This window comes from Coprococcus sp. AF19-8AC, from assembly GCF_003603115.1.
Taxonomy (GTDB): Bacteria; Bacillota; Clostridia; order Lachnospirales; family Lachnospiraceae; genus Coprococcus; species Coprococcus aceti.
The window spans coordinates 40,973-64,662 of the sequence record NZ_QTMI01000004.1 but is presented as its reverse complement, the minus strand read 5'-3'; the positions used below and the strand labels follow the sequence as shown (position 1 = coordinate 64,662).

The 23,690-nt window shown below is 35.0% G+C and carries 20 protein-coding genes and 1 pseudogene; 18 read left to right on the top strand and 3 right to left on the bottom strand.

The annotated features are described in order from the left end of the window. From DWX57_RS10710 to DWX57_RS10690, 5 genes are all read left to right on the top strand, one after another. Positions 1–621: a hypothetical protein gene (locus tag DWX57_RS10710; RefSeq protein WP_120124135.1), complete on the top strand. Its 621-nt coding sequence runs from the start codon at positions 1–3 to the stop codon at positions 619–621. 17 nt (positions 622–638) lie between these two features. Beyond that, positions 639–1,562 (top strand): hypothetical protein, encoded by a 924-nt coding sequence (locus DWX57_RS10705; protein ID WP_120124132.1) that lies wholly within the window; start codon positions 639–641, stop codon positions 1,560–1,562. After that, positions 1,559–2,311, top strand: a complete 753-nt coding sequence (locus DWX57_RS10700; RefSeq protein ID WP_120124130.1) for a transglutaminase-like domain-containing protein — start codon at positions 1,559–1,561, stop codon at positions 2,309–2,311. The genes DWX57_RS10705 and DWX57_RS10700 overlap by 4 nt, the downstream gene beginning before the upstream one ends. A gap of 16 nt (positions 2,312–2,327) precedes the next feature. After that, positions 2,328–2,618, top strand: a complete 291-nt coding sequence (locus DWX57_RS10695) for a hypothetical protein (RefSeq protein ID WP_120124128.1) — start codon at positions 2,328–2,330, stop codon at positions 2,616–2,618. 125 nt (positions 2,619–2,743) lie between these two features. Beyond that, positions 2,744–5,494: a hypothetical protein gene (locus tag DWX57_RS10690; RefSeq protein WP_120124125.1), complete on the top strand. Its 2,751-nt coding sequence runs from the start codon at positions 2,744–2,746 to the stop codon at positions 5,492–5,494. Between the two features lie 67 nt (positions 5,495–5,561). On the opposite strand, the gene DWX57_RS10685 is transcribed toward DWX57_RS10690, so the two are convergent. Both DWX57_RS10685 and DWX57_RS10675 read right to left on the bottom strand, forming a co-directional pair. Next, on the bottom strand, positions 5,562–6,353 hold the full coding sequence (locus DWX57_RS10685; protein WP_120124123.1) for a sigma-70 family RNA polymerase sigma factor: 792 nt from the start codon (positions 6,351–6,353) through the stop codon (positions 5,562–5,564). A 681-nt stretch (positions 6,354–7,034) separates the two neighbouring features. Continuing rightward, positions 7,035–8,015 (bottom strand): hypothetical protein, encoded by a 981-nt coding sequence (locus DWX57_RS10675; protein WP_120124118.1) that lies wholly within the window; start codon positions 8,013–8,015, stop codon positions 7,035–7,037. A 214-nt stretch (positions 8,016–8,229) separates the two neighbouring features. On the opposite strand from DWX57_RS10675, the gene DWX57_RS10670 reads away from it, so the two are divergent. After that, positions 8,230–10,980 (top strand): tetratricopeptide repeat protein, encoded by a 2,751-nt coding sequence (locus tag DWX57_RS10670; RefSeq protein WP_120124115.1) that lies wholly within the window; start codon positions 8,230–8,232, stop codon positions 10,978–10,980. A gap of 83 nt (positions 10,981–11,063) precedes the next feature. On the opposite strand, the gene DWX57_RS10665 is transcribed toward DWX57_RS10670, so the two are convergent. Beyond that, positions 11,064–11,684: a Type 1 glutamine amidotransferase-like domain-containing protein gene (locus DWX57_RS10665; RefSeq protein ID WP_120124113.1), complete on the bottom strand. Its 621-nt coding sequence runs from the start codon at positions 11,682–11,684 to the stop codon at positions 11,064–11,066. 163 nt (positions 11,685–11,847) lie between these two features. Between DWX57_RS10665 and DWX57_RS10660 the strand changes: the two genes are divergently transcribed. The 12 genes and pseudogenes from DWX57_RS10660 (at position 11,848) to DWX57_RS10605 (ending at position 23,520) form a co-directional block, all read left to right on the top strand. After that, on the top strand, positions 11,848–12,711 hold the full coding sequence (locus tag DWX57_RS10660) for a hypothetical protein (RefSeq protein ID WP_120124110.1): 864 nt from the start codon (positions 11,848–11,850) through the stop codon (positions 12,709–12,711). A gap of 25 nt (positions 12,712–12,736) precedes the next feature. After that, positions 12,737–14,503 (top strand): type IV secretory system conjugative DNA transfer family protein, encoded by a 1,767-nt coding sequence (locus tag DWX57_RS10655; protein WP_120124108.1) that lies wholly within the window; start codon positions 12,737–12,739, stop codon positions 14,501–14,503. Positions 14,504–14,577: 74 nt separating this feature from the next. After that, positions 14,578–16,128 carry an amidoligase family protein gene (locus tag DWX57_RS10650; protein ID WP_120124106.1) on the top strand — a complete coding sequence of 517 codons (1,551 nt, stop codon included), beginning with the start codon at positions 14,578–14,580 and terminating at the stop codon, positions 16,126–16,128. Between the two features lies 1 nt (position 16,129). Then, positions 16,130–16,936 (top strand): gamma-glutamylcyclotransferase, encoded by an 807-nt coding sequence (locus DWX57_RS10645; protein WP_120124103.1) that lies wholly within the window; start codon positions 16,130–16,132, stop codon positions 16,934–16,936. A 380-nt stretch (positions 16,937–17,316) separates the two neighbouring features. Continuing rightward, entirely contained in the window at positions 17,317–18,141 is an 825-nt protein-coding gene (locus DWX57_RS14245) for a transposase (protein WP_207666520.1), read from the top strand. A gap of 175 nt (positions 18,142–18,316) precedes the next feature. Next, positions 18,317–18,559, top strand: a complete 243-nt coding sequence (locus DWX57_RS10630) for a hypothetical protein (RefSeq protein WP_120124101.1) — start codon at positions 18,317–18,319, stop codon at positions 18,557–18,559. A 153-nt stretch (positions 18,560–18,712) separates the two neighbouring features. After that, complete coding sequence (locus DWX57_RS10625) at positions 18,713–20,347, top strand: hypothetical protein (RefSeq protein WP_120124099.1); 1,635 nt, start codon at positions 18,713–18,715, stop codon at positions 20,345–20,347. Positions 20,348–20,386: 39 nt separating this feature from the next. Continuing rightward, on the top strand, positions 20,387–20,509 hold the full coding sequence (locus DWX57_RS14560) for a hypothetical protein (RefSeq protein ID WP_278321131.1): 123 nt from the start codon (positions 20,387–20,389) through the stop codon (positions 20,507–20,509). A gap of 86 nt (positions 20,510–20,595) precedes the next feature. Next, on the top strand, positions 20,596–21,123 hold the full coding sequence (locus tag DWX57_RS10620) for a CinA family protein (protein WP_207666519.1): 528 nt from the start codon (positions 20,596–20,598) through the stop codon (positions 21,121–21,123). 23 nt (positions 21,124–21,146) lie between these two features. Continuing rightward, positions 21,147–21,281: pseudogene (locus DWX57_RS14735) on the top strand (AAA family ATPase); the annotation flags it as partial. A 108-nt stretch (positions 21,282–21,389) separates the two neighbouring features. Continuing rightward, on the top strand, positions 21,390–22,511 hold the full coding sequence (locus tag DWX57_RS10610) for a hypothetical protein (protein ID WP_118018070.1): 1,122 nt from the start codon (positions 21,390–21,392) through the stop codon (positions 22,509–22,511). 58 nt (positions 22,512–22,569) lie between these two features. Beyond that, entirely contained in the window at positions 22,570–23,520 is a 951-nt protein-coding gene (locus DWX57_RS10605; RefSeq protein ID WP_055146829.1) for a DUF3137 domain-containing protein, read from the top strand. The last annotated feature ends 170 nt before the right edge of the window (positions 23,521–23,690 follow it).

The window sequence follows — 23,690 nt, the reverse complement described above, 5'->3', positions numbered from 1 at the left end:
ATGGATAAGGATACATTACTAGCTATCAAGAATGAATACAGAGACATGATAAACATGCTCGGTCACCGGGTAAAGGTTGAACGTTTACCTGTTGCCCATGGAGAAGGACTTCTGTGCAAATGGAAATTCAATGTAAATGCACCTTCTTATTATATAAGTAGTAAGGATGATGTTGATCCAAAGAGGACAAATAATATGGTTTTTTATATGGAGCTACCAAATGGTTTCCCTAAAACAGCCCCGAAGGTATATTATCCGACTGATAAAATGCTTGCCAGCATCAATGTGTATAGGTCGGGAACCCAGTGTATAGACACCTGGTATTATGACGACACTCATTCAGGGGGCAACTCTTCTGTAAAGGGAGTCGTGAAGAAAACACTGCTAGACATCATACATGAACCGAGTGTTAGTAACTTTAATTCGCAGGCCAATTCAAGTCTTTGTAGTTGGCAGAGAACCATGAATGAGAAGGGATTACTTCCTACGTGTAAAGCATCTGATGGCATTATTAAAACAGAGAGGGAACTTATGGAAAATAACAAGAAAGAAAAGGGTGTTACACCTATGCCGAGATCAGCGGCAAAACACATCGTACCAATGCCAGGAACAAGGCGGTAGAGAGGACGTGATTTGAGTTGATAAACAATAGAAAGAATAATATGCCTCCTCCACTTCCAAAACAGGATGAGAAAGCAATAGACGAAGAACTGAGTTTTTCATACATTTCGTACGAAATGGTCATGGACATGATAAAGAATAAATGCGGAAATGTTGTTTTTAAAATTTATAAGCCTAATATTAATAAAAATAGCTCGGTAAATGACTTGGTAATATTTCTTCCCGTTGCCAGTAGAGAACTGTACAACATTATATACTGGGGTGAACGAACACCTATCAACAATTACGAGCAGTTATATATGGGTATGGGGCATGTGTTTGTAGATGAGTCTGGCAGGAGAATTATAGTTATCTCACATGTTATGTATGTATATGCGGCAGAGAGAAATCAGGTGTCCGCACAGAAGAAGACACCAGAACGAGTAGGAATTATGGAGTACATAGATCTTGAGAGAGACATTTACAGAAAAAACTCTAAAATATGTAATATGACAAGTGATGGGTTCATGTTTGATCCGTTTGTAGATGAGGCCAGTTATACTATCTTATTGGGACATACACATCCAGGTCTGCATGTTTTCTTTTCTGAGCCAGATAGAAAAAGTTCAATGGCATGTCCGAGGCTCCCAGCTGTGACATTTGTTGCCGATCCCATTAACAAAGAACTGCTGGCAATGGTTGGAATAGAAGAGTCATATGCGGATATAATCATGTGGGAATACGATAGCGAAAGACATGTTGAAGAAACGAAGTTGGAATCGGATCCGGTAATTGAAAATACACATGATAAGGCTATTGCTGATGTGGAAGAGGGGATAAGAATACTGATGAGTGAGAGGGGAACAAAGGGAAAAATTTCTTCAAAAAAGAGAGATGATAAGTATACCTTGAAAATTAAGTTAAAAGGCAGTTTAAATGATGAAATGGTGATGCGTGAATGACTGACTACACTATAAATATGATGATGAGTAACTATTACAAATGCATGTTGTCAACGCGAGCAAGTCATATCTATGATTTAATTATGTGCAATATAGGTAAACTGGCAGCTACGGGTCGTATTACGTTATATGGAAATTATAAAGCTGACGATATCAGAAACTCAATAAATGCATACAAGGCAATCAGAAGGGATCATCCGGAGTTTTTCTTTCTTAACCGTGCTGTCAGTGTTAAATATAGATATCCATCAACACTTGAAATATCAGCAGAGAAAAGATTTACAAATGATCAGATCAGAAAAATCAATTCGCTTTTTCGCAATGAGGTGAATTCTCTTATAGAGAATACTGCTGATATGGCTGATATAAAAAAGGAAAAGGAGATATATAAAAGAATCATATCAAAATACTCATATGAGAAAAGCCCATACTCTAACGATGTATCGGGACTTATAGTATATAGAACCGGTGTATGTGAATCTCTAGCTCAGATGTTGTGCATAGCACTTCGAGAAGTTAATATCCCTGCAATAACTGTGGAGGGTAGAATCTCTGGCTCAGATACTGAGCATTGTTGGAATATGGCCTGGGTAAAGAGAAAATCATACATAAATAGAGTGCCGTACCACCTGGATGTTACTTTTGATCTTGATAGTATAATCATATATAAATATTTTAATCTGACAGAGACAGAGATGCTTAAAGATAGGGAGATGTATGGGAGAGAGAAAATATTTATAACAAAATAAATATAAGAAGGGATAAATGGTGAAAATTATTGTAAATAAAAGCAATGCAAAATTCTTATATAAAAGATTAAATAGTAAACCTACATTCAATGGAAATATGACGGATGTGAGATATGGATGTATATATAGACAGCTTGAGCAAAGAGGTATATTTAGGTTTATAGATCAGCTGATGCTGGATCAGAAATATGACAGGGTTCAGAGAACACACAGAATATTTCAGATAGCTGATCAGCTTGATTCTGAGGAGAGAGATGTATTTCTTGCATACACGCTTAAAGCATATGGAAAATATCAATACAGCTGATATTAAATAAACTAGTGAATAAATGGTGGCTAATCATTACCCTGAAAAGTGACTATAAATAAAGCAAAAATATCTTTACTAGTTGTAATAAGTCATTTAAATTTAGAAGTGAGGAGGAGAAGGTTATGTCATATTTCGAGATAAAATCAGTAAAATACCCCAATATGTTTTGGCGAGTAGAAGATGAAGCTATACCGGGTAACAAGAATTATGTTAGAAAGTATATTGATAACAATGAAAAACCTGAAATGATTAGATACTCAAAGGCTCCGTTTACGGTTATTCAGGGAATGACGGCTGCGAACGGTAAATGGTGTACATGTGAGGCTCTTGTATCTGCGGCTGCGAAGGATGCAAAGCGTACATGTAGAATATATATATCAAGAATAGGAAATAAAGATCCTGAATTTAGTTCATTGATAGAATTAGATAATGGTAGATTACGTTTAAATGCTAAAGTAGAGCATTATATAGAAAATGGGAAAAAGTATGATCAAAAGCTGGCTGATAAATCAAGAAATTTGTTAGCCGAATATAAAGTAAGTATGGGTAATATAGATCCGAAATTGTTTGGGGATATTAAGTCTGAGACGGGGGCTGTTATAGATTTATATGCAGAGATTATTAATAATGATAAGATCAAGATATACATATATGCAGCTGGAGGATCAGGAAAAACATATAGTCTTGTTAACTTTTCTGATTATATACTTGGTAAGAATGTGGGTATAGTACCTATCTTTATTCCGGTAAAATATCTCATAGCAGATAATGATTCGCCTATATTAGATTATATGTGCTTAAAATATGCAAATTTATTTGGTGAAAACAACACGACCATCAATAAAGGTGAATTTCTTATAAGACTGAATTCATATCTTGCAAATACTAAACAGCGTATTGTTATTATATTAGATGGAATCAATGAGGAACAGGAAAAAGGTATAAGCGATATAGGTAAGCTTGATGGAATAGATAATTGTTCAATTATTGTAACTTCAAGAAATACAACAAATGCAATGACACATCTGAATTGGACAGGTTATAAGATTTTATCTTTACAGGGTCTTAGTTATGAAAAAATACGAGATTATATAGCAAGTAAAAACATAGATATACCAGCAGATTTTATTTATGATCAATCGGTATTGACCAGTCCTATGTTCCTTAGAATGTTTGTTGAGAGTATGACTGATACCCGTGTAAGGACAGATGCTTGTAGTCAGGCAAGTATTATGGATGCCTGGATAAATAGACAGTTTGAGGTAATAGGCAAAAATAACTTTAATCCTGTGTTGGATTGGCTTCTACCTGTGTTTGCGTTGATTCTTTATGATATGATCGGACAGAGAGTAAGTTTATCGGTGGTTGATAAAAAAGCAGCCTTAGATAAGACATTGATAATTTTAAATGATAGTGATATCAAGGATAATATTGCGGCATATGGATATGATGTATGGGACTGTGACATATCTTTGAGAGAGACTTATAGATATTTCAATGTAGTTGTGTGTAGTAAACTGGCAATGTTGCAGCAGTCAGTGAATGAAGATTTTCATTGGAGACATGAGCATTTTAGAGATTTTTTTGTGGCTAAAGGTCTAGAGGTACTTAAGAGATTCAGTGAAGAAAAATACTATAAAGAGTATATTGCCAAATTTATGGATGTATTTAAATACCCAGAGGTTTTTGAAAAAAATAATTATTCAGCCTTTACTATTGCATTATATTTTACTGAATTAGTTAAGCATAATTTAGTAGAAGAAGTGGCTAAGAATATATATATATATACCATGATACGTAATATAATATACTATTCTGATGATCTTGGTTTTACAGATAAGGTGATAGAGTATGCAAATTACGAGTTGATGGTAGATGAATTCTCATCAGACTTTGATCAGTTTGATATTGCTAATACTTTAAATGGGGTGGCATGTACCCTTTTGAAGATACAGGATATTAGTAAGAAATTAGACGGAAAAGAGATTGCGGAGAGAGCAGAGAAACTGCTAAAGAAAGCAGATAATATGCTTGAACGGTTGTATCCAAATGTTTATGAATTGGATATTAGAGAAATACCAGATATAGATAATATGTCACCAGAAGAAGTTATAAAATATTTTGAATTTATGAGTGAAAGACTCGCTATGACACTGGACATAAAAAGTGGAGAGAATAAAAAATATCTTGAACTATATTCGCGAATATGCGGTAATAGGGGATTGCTTTATCTTACAAAGTATTACTTATCTGTGGAGAATAATATTGATTCTAGTGATGGTGTGAACACTTTTATGAAAAATGCACATGATTATCACGTAGTGGGAGCTCTGTATAAGTATTGTTTGTATGATTATGCATTCTATTATTATTCACGATATCATGAAAATAAGGATGAGGTGGAAAATGCAAGAGATCGATTTGATATTTCTTTGTTAGCATTGGGAACTGATGAATATCATGAGAAGAACTATCAGAAATCGATTAGTTACTATGAGTTGTCAAGGAAATGGGTTTCTAAAGAGAGCACAAAACCGCGCACATTATCATATCTTGTTCGAAGCAAGGTGGCTGATTACAGAGAAAACAGTGATAAATATACTCAGAAAGATTTATTGAACATAATTCGCATGGAAGAAGATGCTTTATATCTATATTCAAGGTATAAAATGAGACTACAGATAGAAAGGGTGGCGGATGTCATAAAGGAATTTATTGACGCATATAAGAAATATGGAGTAAATGGATTGCGTGATGAGGAAATAGATGCAGAAGTGATAGCGCTGGCTCAAGATATAGATCGGAAGTATGTTGAGCTTTATATAACTACTACCTCATTACCTGAAGTAGAAAAATATTATCTTGAATCATAATATGTTTCCCCCCTTCATCAGAAAGATGTAAAGAGATGAAGGGGGGATGATTAATTATTTACGAGTATTACATATATAACGAGTGAAAGGACTCTTTAACCTTATGCTTGAGACGCGACAACTTAGGTGGCAGGTTTTCAAGTGATATCTCCCATGCTACATCGTAGTTCAAAGGAGTGTTGATGATATATATCAAGGTCTTAAATGAGAGGTCTGTGTTAAACGTGTCATTGATATTATGTAACGTATATGATATTGCTTTAAGTAAGGAATCCTGACGCTTAAGAGTCTCCATATCAAACATCGTGTTATGATTGTTGAAACGGTTACAGAATGCATTGACATACGCAAGCTGAATGGTAATATCATTGCCAGTGCAAAAAATGGCTTTTAAGCAATATATTAACTCTTCTGTATGTAAAAGCAGCTTGTCCACATTGTCAGGCGATTCGGTATCATGTCCAGTGTTCTGATGACCCTCCAATGACTCTATAGCACGAATTTTAGAGGTCTTGTTATTAACTTTGTTGTTGCAGTTGTAATAATCGCAAAGACGCCCCTTACATATATTTTTTATAAAGGAAATGAATCTGCCAGGACTGTCAAATGAGTACTTGTGTTTGGATAAAGACTTGAAAACGGATGTGGTACATATCTGCGCCAAATCTTCTACTGATGATGAAGCAACCTTGTTATGTAAGTACTCTGTAGAGTATTTTAGGACATAATTCATAATATCATCAATAGCATGACGCTCGTCTATTGAGCAATTTGTGTAGTTGAAAGAGCAGGAATCGATAGCGCGGAGTTTGTTATAGACATCTCCGGCGGATTTGAAAAGGTTATCATTTGTATTCATAAAAATTCCCTCCTTATATTTGATGAGGCTATTGTAATGGGAGAAAATTTCAAAAAGGTTACAAGACAATTTCAATTAATTTCAGATATGAAAATCTTAGGTTTTCATGCCGTTTTTTTGTTTCATTTTCTTGAAAAAAAGTCTTGACATATTCAAAATATTATGTTATCGGACGGGAAATATTTTAATAAAAGTGCTGACCGTATGATTTTAATATATACACAAGACATACTTCGCGATCAGGACTATGTGTTGTGTCTAATATCTGTAGAAGTTTTCGAGATCTTATAAATCGATTGTCTATTTTGTTGGACATAATTATGTCAATTTTTTTAAAGGTTCCGTTGGCATTAAGTCTGTTGAAAATTTTTTGGTATTGAACATCACTGATTGTTTGATTACCAGTAATCTTTATTTTCAATAATTGAATACATCTGTTAAATCTGTTAAAAATCACGATTATCTCCATTGATCAGGAATATTTGATGAATATTATATGGACTTTGGAGAGAAATATTCGTTACTAATTATTTATCGATTTGTGAAGAGATCTTGATAGATTATTTATGATTCTAAATAAATCATGAAACAATAAGCAGTAAAGCCGCTCATTTGAGCTTTTTTACTGCTTATTATATATAAGAGATTCAATTGATATATATATTGGTACTTGTGTGGAAATTACCGAGTCAAAGTTAGTGAGTCAGGGGTGTCATCAGGGGATTTGGTATAGTGATGACGGATATAGGCTCTATCTCTTGAAACGGCTTCCTTAAGTGACTTTTTGGAGAACTTGAAATCTACAACACTAATATTATCTATATCTTCTATTGCAAGAATACTTGATATTTCGTTGAGGGAAAAGTCAATGCACCTAAGATTATGCTTAATTGTTTTTAAAAATTTGTAGAAACTGCAAAATAGATCAATTTCACTCAAGTAAATATACTCTTCATTATTGTTGGATAAGAAATCAATACCATCATATATAGGTGCGCATACGGCATCGTTCATATAAGTCATGAAAGTAACAGCTCTGATAATTTTCTTCTTAAAAGTTTTAGCATCTTTTTTCATTAACTCCTCGAACCTTTCCTTGACATCATTTTTAACTTCAATAATTTTGTCAATATTAATTTTATCATCGCAAGAGATATAGTCATATATCGTTGAAGATGATGGCGATGAAGAGAGACCATTGGAATCGCATGGCGCATCAAGAGACGTGTTGTTATTAAATTTATAAAAGTAGTGTCCATTTTTATCAGTTTTGATACGTTTTATTATGTCCAACTTTACTGGTGAATCACTTTTTTTTATATCAGAATATTCCTCGTCGGATATATAATGTTTAAAGGAAGATTTCTTTATAAAATCGTAATAGCGAAATCCACAAGCTTTTTTAATATATAAAACAAGCGAGCCGTTATTAGGAAGATCAGATTTCATAAAACTAGGTGAAGTTATGAGTGATGTTGCTACATCAATCGCAATGTCTTCGGCATCAAGGTAGCTCGATAATTTAGGAAATGAATTGTGTATGTGATTATATGAATAATCCAATATAAATTTATACAATATATTAGTCAATTCCCTAATTGTTGCTTCATCAAGCATCTCTTCAGATGAATTCAGTCTTATGTAAGCGTCATAGGCAATCATGCTTCCGATGTTAACCTCAGCGAACGAGGTATAAGTGGTATAATTACTGTTTTTTATAAGATATCCTCCTTTGTAAATAAAAATGATACGGTAATGTTTTAATAGTGAATGATAGATGTTATACTATTTATTAAGGCAAGCGTATCATTTGAGAATATTAAAAATATATTAAAAGTAAGTTCAAAATTTTTAAAATAAGGAGTAAATACATCGGATGGAAATTATAACGCCTCGGGAACTCTATATAGAATTGTTTGATAAAAAAGGTGTTAATGAGCAGATTATGTATGTATGTAAAGTTGACATCACCACCCCACCAAAGTTTTATCGATATATTTTAGATGGATCAATAACTAGAGAATTTATTGGTATTTTTAGATATGATGGACGTGTTGGTTATATTATAAAAAGACAACTAAATAAAGAAAAAAAATTTTGGCAGAGATTTGAGACACTCTTTCGTTGTGATTCTAATGTTATAAAGAAAATAAAAGAAAAATTAATAGAGTTGGTAAAATTAGACTCCTGTAATAGAGAAGCTTTTGTAGAGTTCATTAAACATTCTTTCCCTAAAGGTGAACATGAGACGGAATTTTTGTTCAACATAGGTTTGGACGATATAAGTGAGTTGCTCTTATGGGTTATTGTATTGACATTTTTCCCTAAAAACGCACACCAAATATATAAATCCTTTTGTTTGGAAAATCCAGTGAAAACAGGATGTGGACAAGTTGATGATCAATTACCACATGAACTGACAAATACAGAGTTTAAGTGTACAAAAGAGGAAGTTTTGTTCCGGGAAGATGAGTATGATGCGGCTTTAGAAAAACTAGAAAAGACGAATAGATTATGGATTACAGGAATGAGGGGGAGAGGAAAAACAACTATTGCAAGACTTATATATAGTTATATAAAAGATGATTATGATTGTTGTGGTTGGATAGACTATATAAAAAGTTTTAAGAATAGCTGTGTTTCAGAATTTTGTATTAAAGATAATAATAGAAATAAAATTGATTGTAATGATATAGAAAGCCAATGGTTAAATATTTACACAAAAATGACGAATTCAAAGAAATCCAAGTTGTTGATTATTGACAATGTAGATATCATTGACAGAATTCAGAATCCTGTAGTAGATAGAGAATTATTGGGTGTAAGTAATTGGACAAATACGACAGTTATTGTTACTTCAAGAATGACAAATTTGCCAGGATTTAATAATATCTTACTTGTTGATAATCTTGGAGATGAAGATAACTACGATAAATGTGTTAAACTATTTTATTATTATAATACTCGTTTAAAAGATGGACAAAATGAAGATACAGTAAAAAAACTGTGTCGTTTTGCCGGATACAACACTTTGGTAATTGAGATTTTGGCAAAAGGAAGTATGAATTTCGATGGATCTCTTGAGGAGTTTTATGAATTATGTAGACAGCCTTTCGAAATTCCAAGTGATTCAGCCGTATTGACATATCATGACTATACAAGGATAAAAACTGAAGATGGCAATAACTACTATACTATAGGAGAAGAAACAGTAGCAAGTCAGTTGTATAAACTATTTAATATACGACACAAAAAAGCAATCGAACAATTGATTTTGTGGGATTTTCATTACCTTCCAGAAAATTTTAAGGTATCACAAGAAGAACTGCAAACAATTATGGGATTCTCCAAAAGGGATATTTTTCCTTTGGTGGAAGAAGGATGGCTAAAAAACGAAGGAGATTTTTATTTCATTCATCCATTTGTTCGACAAGCCGTTTTTTGTTCACAGGAAGATTGGAATGATTATTGGAAAATAAAGAAACAGTACATTAAAAATGGATGTTTATCTAATAATTTGCTAGTTTTGTTGGAGAGAAAAAAATATTTCGCTGAGAATGACAGGGTAGATATAATGTTAAGAAAGCTAATTTTCGCAGATTCTTTAACTTATAATGGAGAATGTATTGATGTTGATGACTGGATATATATTGCAGATTATTCACGAAAAAGTGGGGTTATCAATACTGCAATGCAATATTACAAAAAGGCATACGATAAATTAAAATGTGCTTGGAATGATAATAAGTGCAGTGATGATAGAGCATCAATGTTCAATTATTGGAAAAGTACATATTACTATGGATACCTGCTATCATATTCAAAAAATGGATGTTTACAGGCTGAATCATTTATTCGAGAAGCACTTGATGCGGCAGAATATATATATTGTCATGGTTTATATAACGATTTTAATTTACAGTTGATAGCTTCAAGCCTTGATCATCTTGGATATATTTTGTATGCATCAATGACAAATGATATACACAGACTTACGGAGACTGATTATATATTGACGGAGGCTGTAGAGTTGAGAAGAGTGTTATGTGAAAAAAATTCAACGAAATTTAGATTGCTGCATGATTATGCATGGAGTCTGGATAATTTAGGGGCTTTTTATTCTGCAATTAAACTGGAAGACATACATTTTGAAACTAATGCTAAGAAGGATGATATTACATATATTACACGCGAAGACATATTGCAGATGAAACAGGATTGTGAAAGCTTACTGAAAGAAGCATTGCAGATTCGAGAATCGTTAGCTAGTGCAAGATCAGATAATAGTTCATCAGAAGTTGCGTGGACTAGTTTTAATATTGCTGTTTATCTCATGGATGAAAATAGATATGAAGAAGCTGAAAAGTATATAAAAAATGCAATGGATATATATAGAGTGTTAGAGAGTGAGGCTCCAGGAACAGCAACGAATGATAATGCTAGAACTTTGGTGCTGTACTCAAAATTGCTATGTCATATGGATTCAGAAAAAAAGACTCAATATGATTTGCTTGAGGAAGCTTTAAATTTATACAATTCAATAAATGATGATAATGATTATTCAAAGGAAATATCAGAGATACAGGGATTGATATCCAAAGTTGATATTAACACAAAAAATAAATAATAAAATAACGATGTATTATAAAATAGTAATGCAGGGAGCCCCTGTATTACTATTTTTAATATTGTTTATTTGTATTATGTATATTAATTAGTGATATGTGGTCTATACATATAGATACTGTTATTTAAAACCTCTCCATAGCTATCAATCTGAATAATGGTGTTATCGGGTACAGCATAAAAGCAAGGGTATTTGTCAGCAACCTGTTTGGCTATAAGTAAGAAGCGGTTGATATCGTTTACGTGGGGCAACACGCATCCATCTACAAAATTAAATGCAGTAAGATCTTTTAAGAAACAGTAGTTGCTATAGCAATAGTTGATTGTAGCGATGTCATTTCCAACAAGAGCAGCTCCTGCTCCAAAGCCTATATATGTACATCCATTATTAACTATATGTTTTATATAGTCAAAAAGTTTTCTTTCCTTAAGAAAGGCAAGGAGTTCAAACGAATTTTTCCCATATAATAATACATAATCAGGAATAATTGTAGGTATTCCATTCTCAATTGAATATATATTTTCATTTGTAAAGCCTAATACAGAAGAGCAGTATATTTGGGCTATTTTATCTGTATTTGATGCATCACAAGAAATATATAATATATTTTTATCTTTTAAATGGAATTTCTTGAAAATAATATACATTTCTAATGTCGAATTTTTGTTCCCTAGATCCGATGAAGATAAAATAAATTTTGTCATTCAAATCCCTCCATTCGTATTTTTGAATTTGTATATGATATCTGCAGAAATTATCATAAATTGTGTCTATAATAAATTTTTATTTTGATAATAGATGTGCAATATTTCAAAAAAATCCTAGATATAGTCATTGAATAAGTAAAATAGCCAAGGAGGTAGATGTATGATCAGAAAAGAAATTATGGATAATATTCGAAAGCAGATAGCGGAACTGAATGTTTCAGTTGATGCAAAGAAAATGTTGGAAACGGCGCTTTATTTAGGTGATATGGGTGAAGAAGCAGCAAATAGTATTCCAAATGTGTTGATAGTAGCTCCGCCGGGAGTGGGACTGACTTCATTTTCACATATATATTCGGAAATAATAGACTGTTCGGGAAAATATAAAATCAGAGGAGTAAATACATTCCTTGAACTTGATTTCCCATATGCAGTAAGTGAATTAGAGTACAGTAAGTTTTTTGATTCACCAAGAGTTATATCGGAGACTCAGAATAAGTTTTGGGGAACTTTTGTCATATCATTTGAGAGATACGATAAAAAAAATTTATTGGAAAGTATTCCATTTGACAGATTATGTAGTTTTGTGTTGGAAAACAAGGATAATATAAGTTTTGTTTTTCATGTCACTCCAGAATTTGACCGGGTAGATGAATTGGGGAAGATCTTAGGACAACTTGTTGACATAAAAAAAATAGAATTTGGAGAACCAGATTGTGAAGTTTTAACTGCATATTTTGTTCATGAGATATTGAATAATAATACAGGGATAAAATGGAAAGAGGTATGGACTGATGTTGTAAAAGATAAATTTATTGTAAAAGCGTGCGGTAATGAGGGGTTTAGAGGATACAGAACGATGGATGTATTGGCAAGGAGATTTCAATATGAATGGGCTGAAGTTAAGAGATGCATTGTTACAGAAGAAAAGAATGAAGACAGAATATTTAATGATGTTATGGATAAGATGATAGAGTGGGCATCTAAACCAAATAGTAGCAAGTCCAGTATTGGATTTCGTGTGTAGATAATAGAAGGGAGAACATATATCGATGAATAAAACATACATAAAGAGAAATGAAAATAGCTTCGCAAGTGAGGAAGCGGTTACTGGAATGTGTAGTAAGGTTAATTACAGTGCTGAAAACTGGTCAGGAGGGTCAGGAATAAATGTAATATCAAATGGTCAGGTAAGTTATATTCATGATACGGAGGCATCGACAATGGTCGTTGGCGCTACTGGTTCAGGAAAAACAAGAAGGGTACTTCTGCCATATACATATTCATGTATCAAAGAAGGATCGAGTCTTATAATTAATGATCCAAAAGGTGAGATCTATACACATATGTATGATATTTTATGTAAGGAAGAGTACAAGATAATAGTTCTTGATTATAGAAATCCGTTAAGAGGGGATAGATATAATCCATTGGAGCATCCAGCAAGATTATATAAACAAGGAAATACAAGCAGGGCGGCAGAGTTATTCACAGATATAAGCAAAACAATATTTGGTGCAGTTAAGAGTGAAAAGGATCCATTTTGGCCACTTACAGCATCGCAATACTTTGTGGGACTTGCTGAACTTGTTAGCGAGAATTTTGATGAAAAGCTATGTACATTAGATAATATATTTAATATACATATTCAGGGAGAAGATGAAATAGTAATACATGATGATGGCTGGGGAAGGAAAAAAGAAAAAAGGATGAAAAGGTTTTTCGAGACGAATGACAGAAAAAAGAAAAACTATTGGAAACTGTTATGCCCAACAGTAACAGCTCCAAATGAAACCAGAGGTGGTATAACAGCTGTGTTTACATCAACGCTTGGAGACTTTGTTCTTAATGATAATCTGATTGATCAGACTTCTGGATCCACATTTGATATAAGAGATTTAGTAGACAGTAAGACTGCACTATTTTTTATAACGAGGGATGAAGGATCTGTGTATGACAGATTGATATCAACGATTATCAATCAGATATATCAGTATTTGATAGATATAGCAGAGGAAGATGGGGAAAATGGAAGACTTAAACGACGAATAGAGTTTATATTAGATGAGTTCGGTAACCTTCCAGCTATAGATATGATACAACGAAAGCTTACTGCAGGACGTTCACGTAATATAAGATGGCTTACGGTTGTGCAATCGTTACAACAGTTGATTCTTGTATATGGTAAGGAAGTGGCCAATATAATTATTGGAAATGGTGCTGGAAATCTTGTGTACATGTATTCAAATGATAAGGAGTTGCTTGACTATATATCTCATTTATGTGGAAATAATAGGAATTCATATGGTGTATTAGGCGAACCGTTGCTCCCTATAAGTAAACTGCGTAGTTTTGATAAGATGAAAGGAGAGTGCCTTATGTTGCTTGAAAGGATGTCTCCTTTTGTCAGTTATCTTCCAGACATAAGTGCTTATCCAATAAAACTTTCAGATAAAAGCAGTATAGGATACAGGGATAAACAGGAAGTTCAAGTCGTCGATTTCGATAGTGTCCTGCAGGAAGAGGTAAATGAGGCGATACCATTTGACAATAGACGTAAAAAAAATAAAGAAGTTTTTCCAGGACCAACAGGTGAGATGATGGATATTGACAAGATGATTGCAGAAATAGATAAAAAAATTGCGGAAATTGAAGCTGAAGAGGCTGCAGAAAAACTTGCAGAGGAGACAAAAAATGTAGCAGAAAGAATTGAAAAAGGAGTAAAGAAGGAACGGGAAAAAATGAAAAAAGAGGAGAGCAAAACAGGCAAAAAAAGAAAAAATAATAAAGATAAGAATAAAACAGAAAAAAATAATTAATTAACAAGTAAAATATACAACTTTTGATTTTTTTAGCAGATATACAATGCATAGAGAAAGTCAGGAGGTGTATTATGTTGCAGATAATAGAAGAGAAGCTGTTGGCTATGTATACTCAGATACAGGTGCCGATACTTTGTAAAAATGGTTCTTATGTTGATACTCTTACAGGCAGGAAGATAGTTAAAGATAAAGCAATAAATGGTGAAATAGAGTACCCGCCCGGTGGGATGAAATATGCTAATCAGAAGCTAGATACCTCCATATATGTTGATTATGCATGGTGTGACTATTGGAGAATTCATTATAGATGTATGCGGGCTACAACAATCAATAAGCATGGTCTGAACTGGGAACTGCTCTTGGCAGTAGATTTGGAGCCATATAGTAGAAAATTGGGTGGGGAGAAGCTAGAGAATATTGATTATTGGCTTAATGAGGCGCAGGACCATTTATTCTCAAAGTGGGATTTTGAATTCATACTTGATAATAGAAAAAAAAGATATCCAGATATGTCTTACAAGGATATTATGGAAGATATGATGCAGGATTTTGGGGGCTCAATAGGACTTTATAATTCCAGTATTGATGAGTCATATTGGGGAGGACCTAAAAGACCGTGTGTATTTTTACATTCTCAGAGAGTGGGAATCAGGGGATGGATCTCAGGGAATATCAAGAAGATATATGAGAGAAAGCTGGACTTTAATGGCATGAAACATAGGAAATTTGGGTTCGAGCTTGAATTCACAGGAATTTCAAGAGATCAGGCAGCTAGAACTGTAGCAAAGGTTTTGAGGACAGAAAAGCTTTATGCAGGGGGCGTATATCATACTCATGTAATAAGGGATAGTGCTCGTAGAATATGGCGTATAGTTAGGGATTCGTCTATTTATCCAACTGTTACAGCCTGGCATTCTGATCCGAATTATGATCATTATAAATGCGAGTTGGTAAGTCCTATATTGCAGTATAAGGAATTGTATCTTGTTTATAAGATTGTATGTGCACTCAAAGCAAAGGGGGCGTCAGTAAATGACAGTTGTGGTATGCATGTGCATGTAGATGTGGGAGATTACAATGCAATACAGCTTAGAAATCTTGTTAATATTGTATTTGGCAAGGAAGAGCTGTTGTTTAAGGCGTTTAATGTATATGGCAGAAGGAGAGAATGGTGTACAAGGCTTGATAGAGAGTTTCTGCACATGATTAACGAAGAATGTGGAAGTAAATTGACCATTAAGAAAATAGAAGATATATGGTATAGAGACATGGCGGAGCGGACGAGTCATTATAATCTAACCAGATATTACATTCTCAATCTACATAGTTATTTTCAGAAAAAAGGGGTTGAATTTAGGTTGTACAACTCGACTCTGGAGACAGATGAGGTGAAGGCAAACATAATTTTTTCTTTAGCAATGTGTAGTTATGCTGCATCACACAAGAAGACAGCTAGTCATATAAAAGAAAAGCCATTTTGGATGATGCGAGCAAGACATTTAGGAAATAGGGATGAGATGAGTTCATGGTTATATCAGATTGGTCTCAGAGGTGACGAGTTTAAATTTGTGAGGGTTTATGTTAAGCGTTATTTGACAAATGAGGAGAGGAGCGCAGCATAGGATGTGTAAATATTGTATAGCATATGGTAGTAATCTTAATAAAAGACAGATGAAAATGCGTTGCCCTACAGCAAGAATTGTAGGGCATGGTTACCTTAGAGACTACACGCTTGTTTTTAGAAGATTTGCGACAATAGAGAAGTGTATAGGAGAAAAAGTTCCTGTTACAGTTTGGTACATAGATGACGAGAGTGAAAAAAATCTGGATGTTTATGAGGGATATCCAGGATTCTATCGTAAAGAATATTGCAATGTGGAAATAGAAGATGAAATTTTGTGTGCGATAGTTTATATTATGAATAGTAACATACAGTTTTATGAACTGCCTGACAGACGGTATCTTGAAGTGATGGTTGAGGGATATAGTGATATGAAACATGACAGAGACTATATATACAGGGCGCTGGAAAAGACAAGGCATGAGATAGAAAACATGATGAGATCTGGAGGAACCATAAACATACCACAGGAGAGAAATATGACACACAGTATGAAACTTAGACCGAAACCATTTGAAAATATGGCAATCGGTAAAAAGACAATAGAATACAGGTTATGGGATGAAAAAAGGAGACTGATGAATCCAGGGGATACTATAGTGTTTACCAATACGGAGACTGGAGAAAGACTAAAGGTGCGCATAAAGAACATATATAGGGCAGATACATTTGGTGATCTGAAGAAAGTGCTTGTTGCGAATAAGATTACAAGTGCAAATCAGTTTTCACCAGAGTCAATGCGATTATACTATAGTGAGGATGATGAGGAGAAGTATGGAGTAGTTGGAATTGAGATTTCAGGAGAATAGAGGAGGCAGAACAAATGAAAAACAAAGAATTTATGGATAATTTCACTGCAATCGTAAAAAAGGTGGACAGTCTTATGGATAGCGCCATGGGAGATATATATAATTTCTGATGGTCCGAATTGCGATTCGGATTATGGCGTGGATGAAGAGGAAAATCTTGTTATTGGTGGATGGATATCATGACTGAAGGTTGCAGATCTCAGAAATATACGATATCGTGCTGGAGTATATTGCGAAGCAAAACGGCCGGATTTGCGGAGCAAAATGGTCGCATTCTGTTCCTGAACAGATGAATTACTGCCAGTCTATGTAATCCAATCCTTATAATGATGGTAGCCATCTCAGTGATGGTAAATGGATCATTTTAAGGAGGATAATGTATGCAGTTAGATTACAAGGACATCATTATCAAACACTACACGATATCAATGTCTGGTAGCGAAATAACACGTCAGACTGGTTTCAGCAAGCCTAGTGTCAATGACTTCTTGAGAGCATTCAAAAAGTGCGAGGAGCTGAACTATCCATTACCAGGAGGTATCACCAACTATGGTATTGCTCTAAAGGTATATGGATCCGTACCAGGATCAGGAGGCCGAAATGAGAATATCGAGCTACCTGATTATGAAGAGGCTGACAAGCTTATGGCTACGCGTAAAAACATGACCCTCATGTTTCTTTGGAATCGTTATAAGAAAAAGTGTGAAGAAGAAGGTGCCTGCTTCTATCAGTACAGTCAGTATTGTGAACTCTACAATAAGTGGTGCGAAGAGAATTACGAGACAGTCCACTTTGATGCGGTTATCGAACAAAAAATGGAAGTTGATTTTGCCGGTCAGACCTTCTCAATGACAGATCCTCTTACTGGGGAGATCGTGTCCATCGTCGTGTTTGTGGCTATCCTGCCTTACTCACAGTATATCTATGCAGAAGAAATGCTCTCAACGAAGGAGCCACAGTGGATTGAGGTCAACAATCACGCACTGGATTACTTTTGTGGTGTACCTGCATTGGTTGTGTGCGATAACTGTAAGCAGGCAGTCATCGCAAATCAGGATTGGATCGAACCTGAATTTAACAATGACTATGCTGACTGGGCAGATCATTATGGTACCGTTATTCTTCCTGCGAAGATCTGTGTAAATGTCAATGAAAAATTCTTTACCACTTCGCTAACGAAAAAGTTTACCTTCATCTGCTATTGAATAAGTTTACCACTTTAGTTCAAATATAAGGGAATGCCTGTGGTAATTGACATTCCCCTGGATGTTAGCCGTAAAGCTTATCAGCTACATCCTCGTATGCATTAAGCATAAGTTCATAGTTGTCATACAGTTCTCTTACGGTATGCTGTATGAACCAGCTATCTTCCAGATATAAATGAATATCCGGTACATCTTTCTGATAAGGGGAAGCATCGTATTTCGTGAGAAGCATGAGATAGAAGATGTCGATTTTGATGACTTCCTTATCGATGAATTAAATTCATATCAGGATAATGATGATATGGACAGTGAAAAGAAATCAGCAATACTAGAAGAATATGATCTTTTTGATGTGGATAATATAGATGAGGTGATTGCTGACATAGATAGGAAGATTGCAGAGCTTGAGGCGGAATAGACTGCGGAGAAGGCAAAGGAGAAAAGGAAGATGGCAGAAGCAAATGACGAAGAGATAAATGATGAAGAATAATAAAATTTGTTGGTGAAATTTGTTCACTGGTGATATATAGTTAGAAATAGTAATATTTCAATAACGAGAAGGAGAGGGAGAATGGACAACACCAAAGAAAAAAACAACGAAACTTTAAACAGGACTCCAAGTTCAATGACAAAAGATGAAACAAAAGTTGATCCGGACGACGAAGCCTCAACTAGGCTTTTTGAAGAGACAGATGACAAAGAAAAGAAGCAGCCAATAACATCCAGAAGTTACAAGATAAAAGCAGCAGCTATCATAGTACTGCTTTTGGCTGCATTTGTGGTAAAAGACTTTATTATATTCAAGAGAGTATCCAGTTTTAACGCTGAAGCAACCGGACATGTGCAGTTCCTGCCGTGGTGGATTAGGGATCAATGGCAGATGCTATTCATCGGCATGGTATTTATTTTGATCCCGTGGGAACTCATGTATAAATTTTATCTTTATATTTGTAAAGAGAGAAATCCGAATCTTAGGCAATCAAGAGTGTTTTTAGTTACCATACTTGTGGTTGCCTCGCTGATTGCCATTTTTTGTTATATCCCTTATACGAAGATTAGTCGGGCAGGCTTGTACATATTTTGCGTGATTGCGTTGAGTCTTGCAGTATGTTATATATGCAGGCAATTCTTTGAGAGTGGTATTGTATGGTTGATCCTATCGGTAATTTATCTTGTTGTTATTACATACATATATGCAAACCGGATTTGTGCAAAAGCAGATATGTTATTTGAAACTTCATTATCTTCTGCCTGGCAGATGACTGGATATGCCATATGGGTTCTAATGGTGCTGTTCAGTGCAGCTGTGGAAGTGCTTATTATATATGCATTATATAATAGCGAGTTGATAGTAGAATGGCTGATTTATATAATCATTAGTGTGATGCTGGGGATAGCTTATGGCTATGTTGTACTTCCTGTATTGGTTAGATTCGAGAACGGATTGCGCAGAAATGTATCAGGTGATTATTCGTTTGTGGGCGAACCGTTGAATTCGCCAGTTGTTATATGGATGATTGCATTGCTGGCATTTATTATCGTTCTGCTGGCATGTGCTTCGAAGATAGTTGAACGTTATTCACATAAAAGAATGTGGATGCTGATATGGATAGATGTAAGTGTTTTGGGACTTCTGATATTTGGAATATGTGCAAAGGCAGGAATTGTGGACAACAGTTTCAGCAGTAATTCATTATTTGACATGGGTAGTATGATAGCAGTGTTTATAGCTGTCAGACTATTGATCATTCCCATTAAGCCACAGCCGGATCTGAAGTGCAGGTTCATAAATACTGATCAGGAGATAATCGATAGCGGGTATGATAGAAAAGTATTGGAGATTCAGATACTCAGCCTTCAGGAACAGCTTAATGCTCTAGTGAAAATGACAAGGCTGACAGATATAAAAGTAGACATGGCACACAAAGCACTGGTGATTCCTGACGGTAAAGATGAGGGTGAAGAGGAACTTCACGACTTTCTTGATTTTGTAGAAAAAGCTGATAAGCTTATGGATGAGAAAAAGGAAAAGGGAGAACCGGTAAACTATAGTGAGCTATATAGTAGACTTATGAAGATCAGAAACGAGGAACGTGAGCAGATCTTTAAGATTATGGAAGCGAAATATAATGATGAATGTATGGATCTTGATGATTTTGATGATTTGGACCATACAGATGATGATAGTGATGAGGATGAAAACTAGGAAGACGAACATACACTTCAGGATACAGCACTTGCAGCTTTGACTCAGATAAATGAGAAAGAATATGATACAGAGCTTGTGGATGAGGGGATAGACAAAGACCATATTGTACATTACGGATTTGCATTTGAGGGCAAGAAAGTGCTTATTTTGGCGGGATAAAAGGCCTAAAGACTTGTGGCGGAGATTACTGTCACTGATATGTTAGATAGACTGTAAATATTCAACTAATAAGGTGGCGTTAATCTATGATTGATAATAAAGTGAATGAGTACAAACAGTACAGCGAAAACGATATAAGAGAGAACTATAGAAAACTTACCAGGTTATTTATTGCCAAAGAACTCACCATCACCACCATGGAATCTGCCACCTCAGGGCAGATTGCATCCCTCATCACAGACACGGAAGGCTCATCGGCAGTGCTTAAGGGCGCATTTGTCACCTACTGCAATGAGGCAAAGATCATGCAGGGAGTTCCGGCGGAGATCATAGATGAGTATACAGTATACTCAAAGGAAACTGCAGGTGCCATGGCGAAGGCGTGTAGGAAGGCATATAATGCGAATATAGGGATCGGCGTGACTGGAACAATGGGCAATGTTGATCCGGCGAATCCGAACGCTTCAGTTCCGGGGCAGGTATACTTTGCCATAGACATAGATGGCGATGTGGAAGCATATTATGTGGAGCTTCCACCTCAGCCGACAAGGCTTGCGTACAAGCTGGCTGTGGCGGAGGAGATTTATGAGGAGCTTGTGAAAAGATTGGTATAATACTGAATTATTTGAAGGTATTATTTCAGAATGACATAGTAAGTTTTGCGAATAAGGATGATGTTCTCACTTGCCTGATCCATCCTGGATATCTGGCTTATCAGAGAAAGAGTAATTCTGCATTTGTGCCAAATGAGGAGATAAGGCAGGAACTTATAATGTCGCAGTGTATACGGTGACCTTATTTAACCTTATTAAGCCTTTTTAAACCTTAAAAAAAAGGATGATTTACAAGTAGAAAAACTGATATATGGAGGCGGAGAAAGATGAAAAAATACGATCAGAAGATTCTAAAAACGGCAATACCGGCATTTGTGATATCAGCTTTATGTTATGCGGCCATGTGGGGAATAATGACGAGAACGGAGAATATATTTTTGGCTGGATACATAGGCGGCGGAGGTGCAGTCAGCCAGATAAGGAACATTCTTATATGTATTCTTGTAGGGGCGATACTTTTTGTTTTGCCACTTGAGAAGATATGTGATAAGACATATGGCGCAGTGCGTTATTGTGGATCGCTTTTTACAGATAAAAAGAAATTTAGAGATGCGGCGGCATTGTTTGTGCTTACGCTTCTGTATGCCGTTATCTGCTGGGCAAGTGTGACGTTTTCAATACATACCGACAGTGGACTCGATGATGGAGGACATTGGGGATTATTCGGTTCGGGAAGTGACGAAATATATGCTGTGGTGATAACGATACTAGCTTTTGTGGTTATGGTAAAGGGCGTTGACCTTGTAAAGAAAAGTTGGAGTGGAGTTTTGTTCTGGTTTCTTATCGAACTTGCAAATGTTGTGAGTGTAAAACTTGTGACGGCCAAAGATGATCTCACATTTGCTATCGTATGCGCAGAAACGATTATGTTTATTGTATACATGGCTGTTCAGCACAGGTTGAATATTGTGACTTGTCTGTTATCACTGCTTTGTGGAGCTATACTTATATTTGCCGGATGTGATGATGTATTTACCAGTAAGAATAAGATTTCAGGTTCTTCGATTATGGATGAACTGGATCAGGCTGGAAGTATGCCAGACAGGATTTTTGGAGCAAGATATAATATTACGATAATTGAACATCAGGCTGGAATAGGTTTGTGTATATTGTGGTTCATATTGCTTGTGATTTTGTCAATCGCTGTCATTCTGTCTGCAGCAAGGCTTATGAAGGTATCTGCCAGACGTGGAACGTTTGTGCTTGGAATATATATGATAGAAGCATTTCTGATCATATATGCTATATTGGCGGAACTGGGATTTATCAAGCCGGCAGTGACACTTTTGCTGCATATGAACGAGGTGGTTCCGGTTATGATATTGGGATTTAGAATGTTTTTCATAGAAGATGGCAGCCACAATGAAAAATCCTGCTTCAATGTGTAAATGTCAATGAAAAAGTTTACCAGTTGCATCATTGATTATTACGGAACAAGGAGTATATATGAATAAGCAGATAGTTAATTATAAAAATGATGAAGAAATGCAGAGTATAATAAAAGCAAAACAAAGAAATATCAAAATAATACAAATCCCCATGTATTTGTCGTTAGTGGGAATACTCCTTCCGTTTGTGGGGGTAATATTTGATATATATGGTCCAATTATTGATACTGTTTTTAGAGTGGTGCCTGTAGTATGCATATTTATTGGCTTCTTACTTGCTATACTGTGTAATAAAAAAATGAAAGACCTCAGGGTGTTTATAGGACAGAATATTGTGCTCGGGGTTCTCGAGGAGAGAATTCAGGTTATTGATTATTCGCCAAGTGGTTATGTGGATGAATCTTTTTTAAAAAAATGCAGTATTCTTCCAACTTATAATAGAGCAACAGGTTCAGATTATATTCATGGAATATACAGAAATGTAGAATTTACATACAGTGATCTTGAATTGAAAACAGAAAGTCAGGATTATACTGCAAATGAAAACAACCTGAAAACTACTATTACAGAGTTTTCAGGACAGTTTATGACAATGGCGTTGAGTAAAAGCGTGAATGGATTTGTACAGATAATGGGCAAGAGTAATTCTGGGAAAATGAGGCAAAATAGAAAGGCCGTATACATAGATGAAAAAAACAATATATCAAGCTACTTGAAAACGGGAGATCGCGTATTTGATGACCGGTTTGAGGTTAATGCATCGGGGGATGACCTTGCGTATTCTATTTTGACCCCTCAGTTTATTTCAGGCTTGAAGAAAATGGGAAAACGTACAAGAGTTCAACTTTCTGGAAATATGGGCGTGATTGCCTGCTACAACGAGAAAAATTCATTTGAATTAATTGGAGAAATTAAAGATAATAGCGATATCGAATTATACAGGAAAAAGTTTAGAAAAGAATTATCAGATATTTTAGCAATCCTTGATATAATGATTGATTGTTGCTAAGGGATGATTCGGAATTTAATGTATTATAGAAAACTAGTAAAAGAATCTGTTACACTTATATTTGAAAACAGTCCGAGAGAGTTGAAGGAGAAGCAATTTTTTTATACATATGTCCATATTGGGAAAACAAAATGCAATACCGGATTGGGGTTGGATATGCTTCAGTAATA

Bases quoted from the DNA above. Each gene is read 5' to 3' on its own strand.
- DWX57_RS10710 (WP_120124135.1), top strand. From the start codon at position 1: ATGGATAAGGATACATTACTAGCTATCAAGAATGAATACAGAGACATG.
- DWX57_RS10700 (WP_120124130.1), top strand. From the start codon at position 1,559: ATGACTGACTACACTATAAATATGATGATGAGTAACTATTACAAATGC.
- DWX57_RS10695 (WP_120124128.1), top strand. From the start codon at position 2,328: ATGGTGAAAATTATTGTAAATAAAAGCAATGCAAAATTCTTATATAAA.
- DWX57_RS10690 (WP_120124125.1), top strand. From the start codon at position 2,744: ATGTCATATTTCGAGATAAAATCAGTAAAATACCCCAATATGTTTTGG.
- DWX57_RS10685 (WP_120124123.1), bottom strand. From the start codon at position 6,353: ATGAATACAAATGATAACCTTTTCAAATCCGCCGGAGATGTCTATAAC.
- DWX57_RS10675 (WP_120124118.1), bottom strand. From the start codon at position 8,015: ATGATTGCCTATGACGCTTACATAAGACTGAATTCATCTGAAGAGATG.
- DWX57_RS10670 (WP_120124115.1), top strand. From the start codon at position 8,230: ATGGAAATTATAACGCCTCGGGAACTCTATATAGAATTGTTTGATAAA.
- DWX57_RS10665 (WP_120124113.1), bottom strand. From the start codon at position 11,684: ATGACAAAATTTATTTTATCTTCATCGGATCTAGGGAACAAAAATTCG.
- DWX57_RS10660 (WP_120124110.1), top strand. From the start codon at position 11,848: ATGATCAGAAAAGAAATTATGGATAATATTCGAAAGCAGATAGCGGAA.
- DWX57_RS10655 (WP_120124108.1), top strand. From the start codon at position 12,737: ATGAATAAAACATACATAAAGAGAAATGAAAATAGCTTCGCAAGTGAG.
- DWX57_RS10650 (WP_120124106.1), top strand. From the start codon at position 14,578: ATGTTGCAGATAATAGAAGAGAAGCTGTTGGCTATGTATACTCAGATA.
- DWX57_RS10645 (WP_120124103.1), top strand. From the start codon at position 16,130: ATGTGTAAATATTGTATAGCATATGGTAGTAATCTTAATAAAAGACAG.
- DWX57_RS14245 (WP_207666520.1), top strand. From the start codon at position 17,317: ATGCAGTTAGATTACAAGGACATCATTATCAAACACTACACGATATCA.
- DWX57_RS10630 (WP_120124101.1), top strand. From the start codon at position 18,317: ATGAATATCCGGTACATCTTTCTGATAAGGGGAAGCATCGTATTTCGT.
- DWX57_RS10625 (WP_120124099.1), top strand. From the start codon at position 18,713: ATGGACAACACCAAAGAAAAAAACAACGAAACTTTAAACAGGACTCCA.
- DWX57_RS10620 (WP_207666519.1), top strand. From the start codon at position 20,596: ATGATTGATAATAAAGTGAATGAGTACAAACAGTACAGCGAAAACGAT.
- DWX57_RS10610 (WP_118018070.1), top strand. From the start codon at position 21,390: ATGAAAAAATACGATCAGAAGATTCTAAAAACGGCAATACCGGCATTT.
- DWX57_RS10605 (WP_055146829.1), top strand. From the start codon at position 22,570: ATGAATAAGCAGATAGTTAATTATAAAAATGATGAAGAAATGCAGAGT.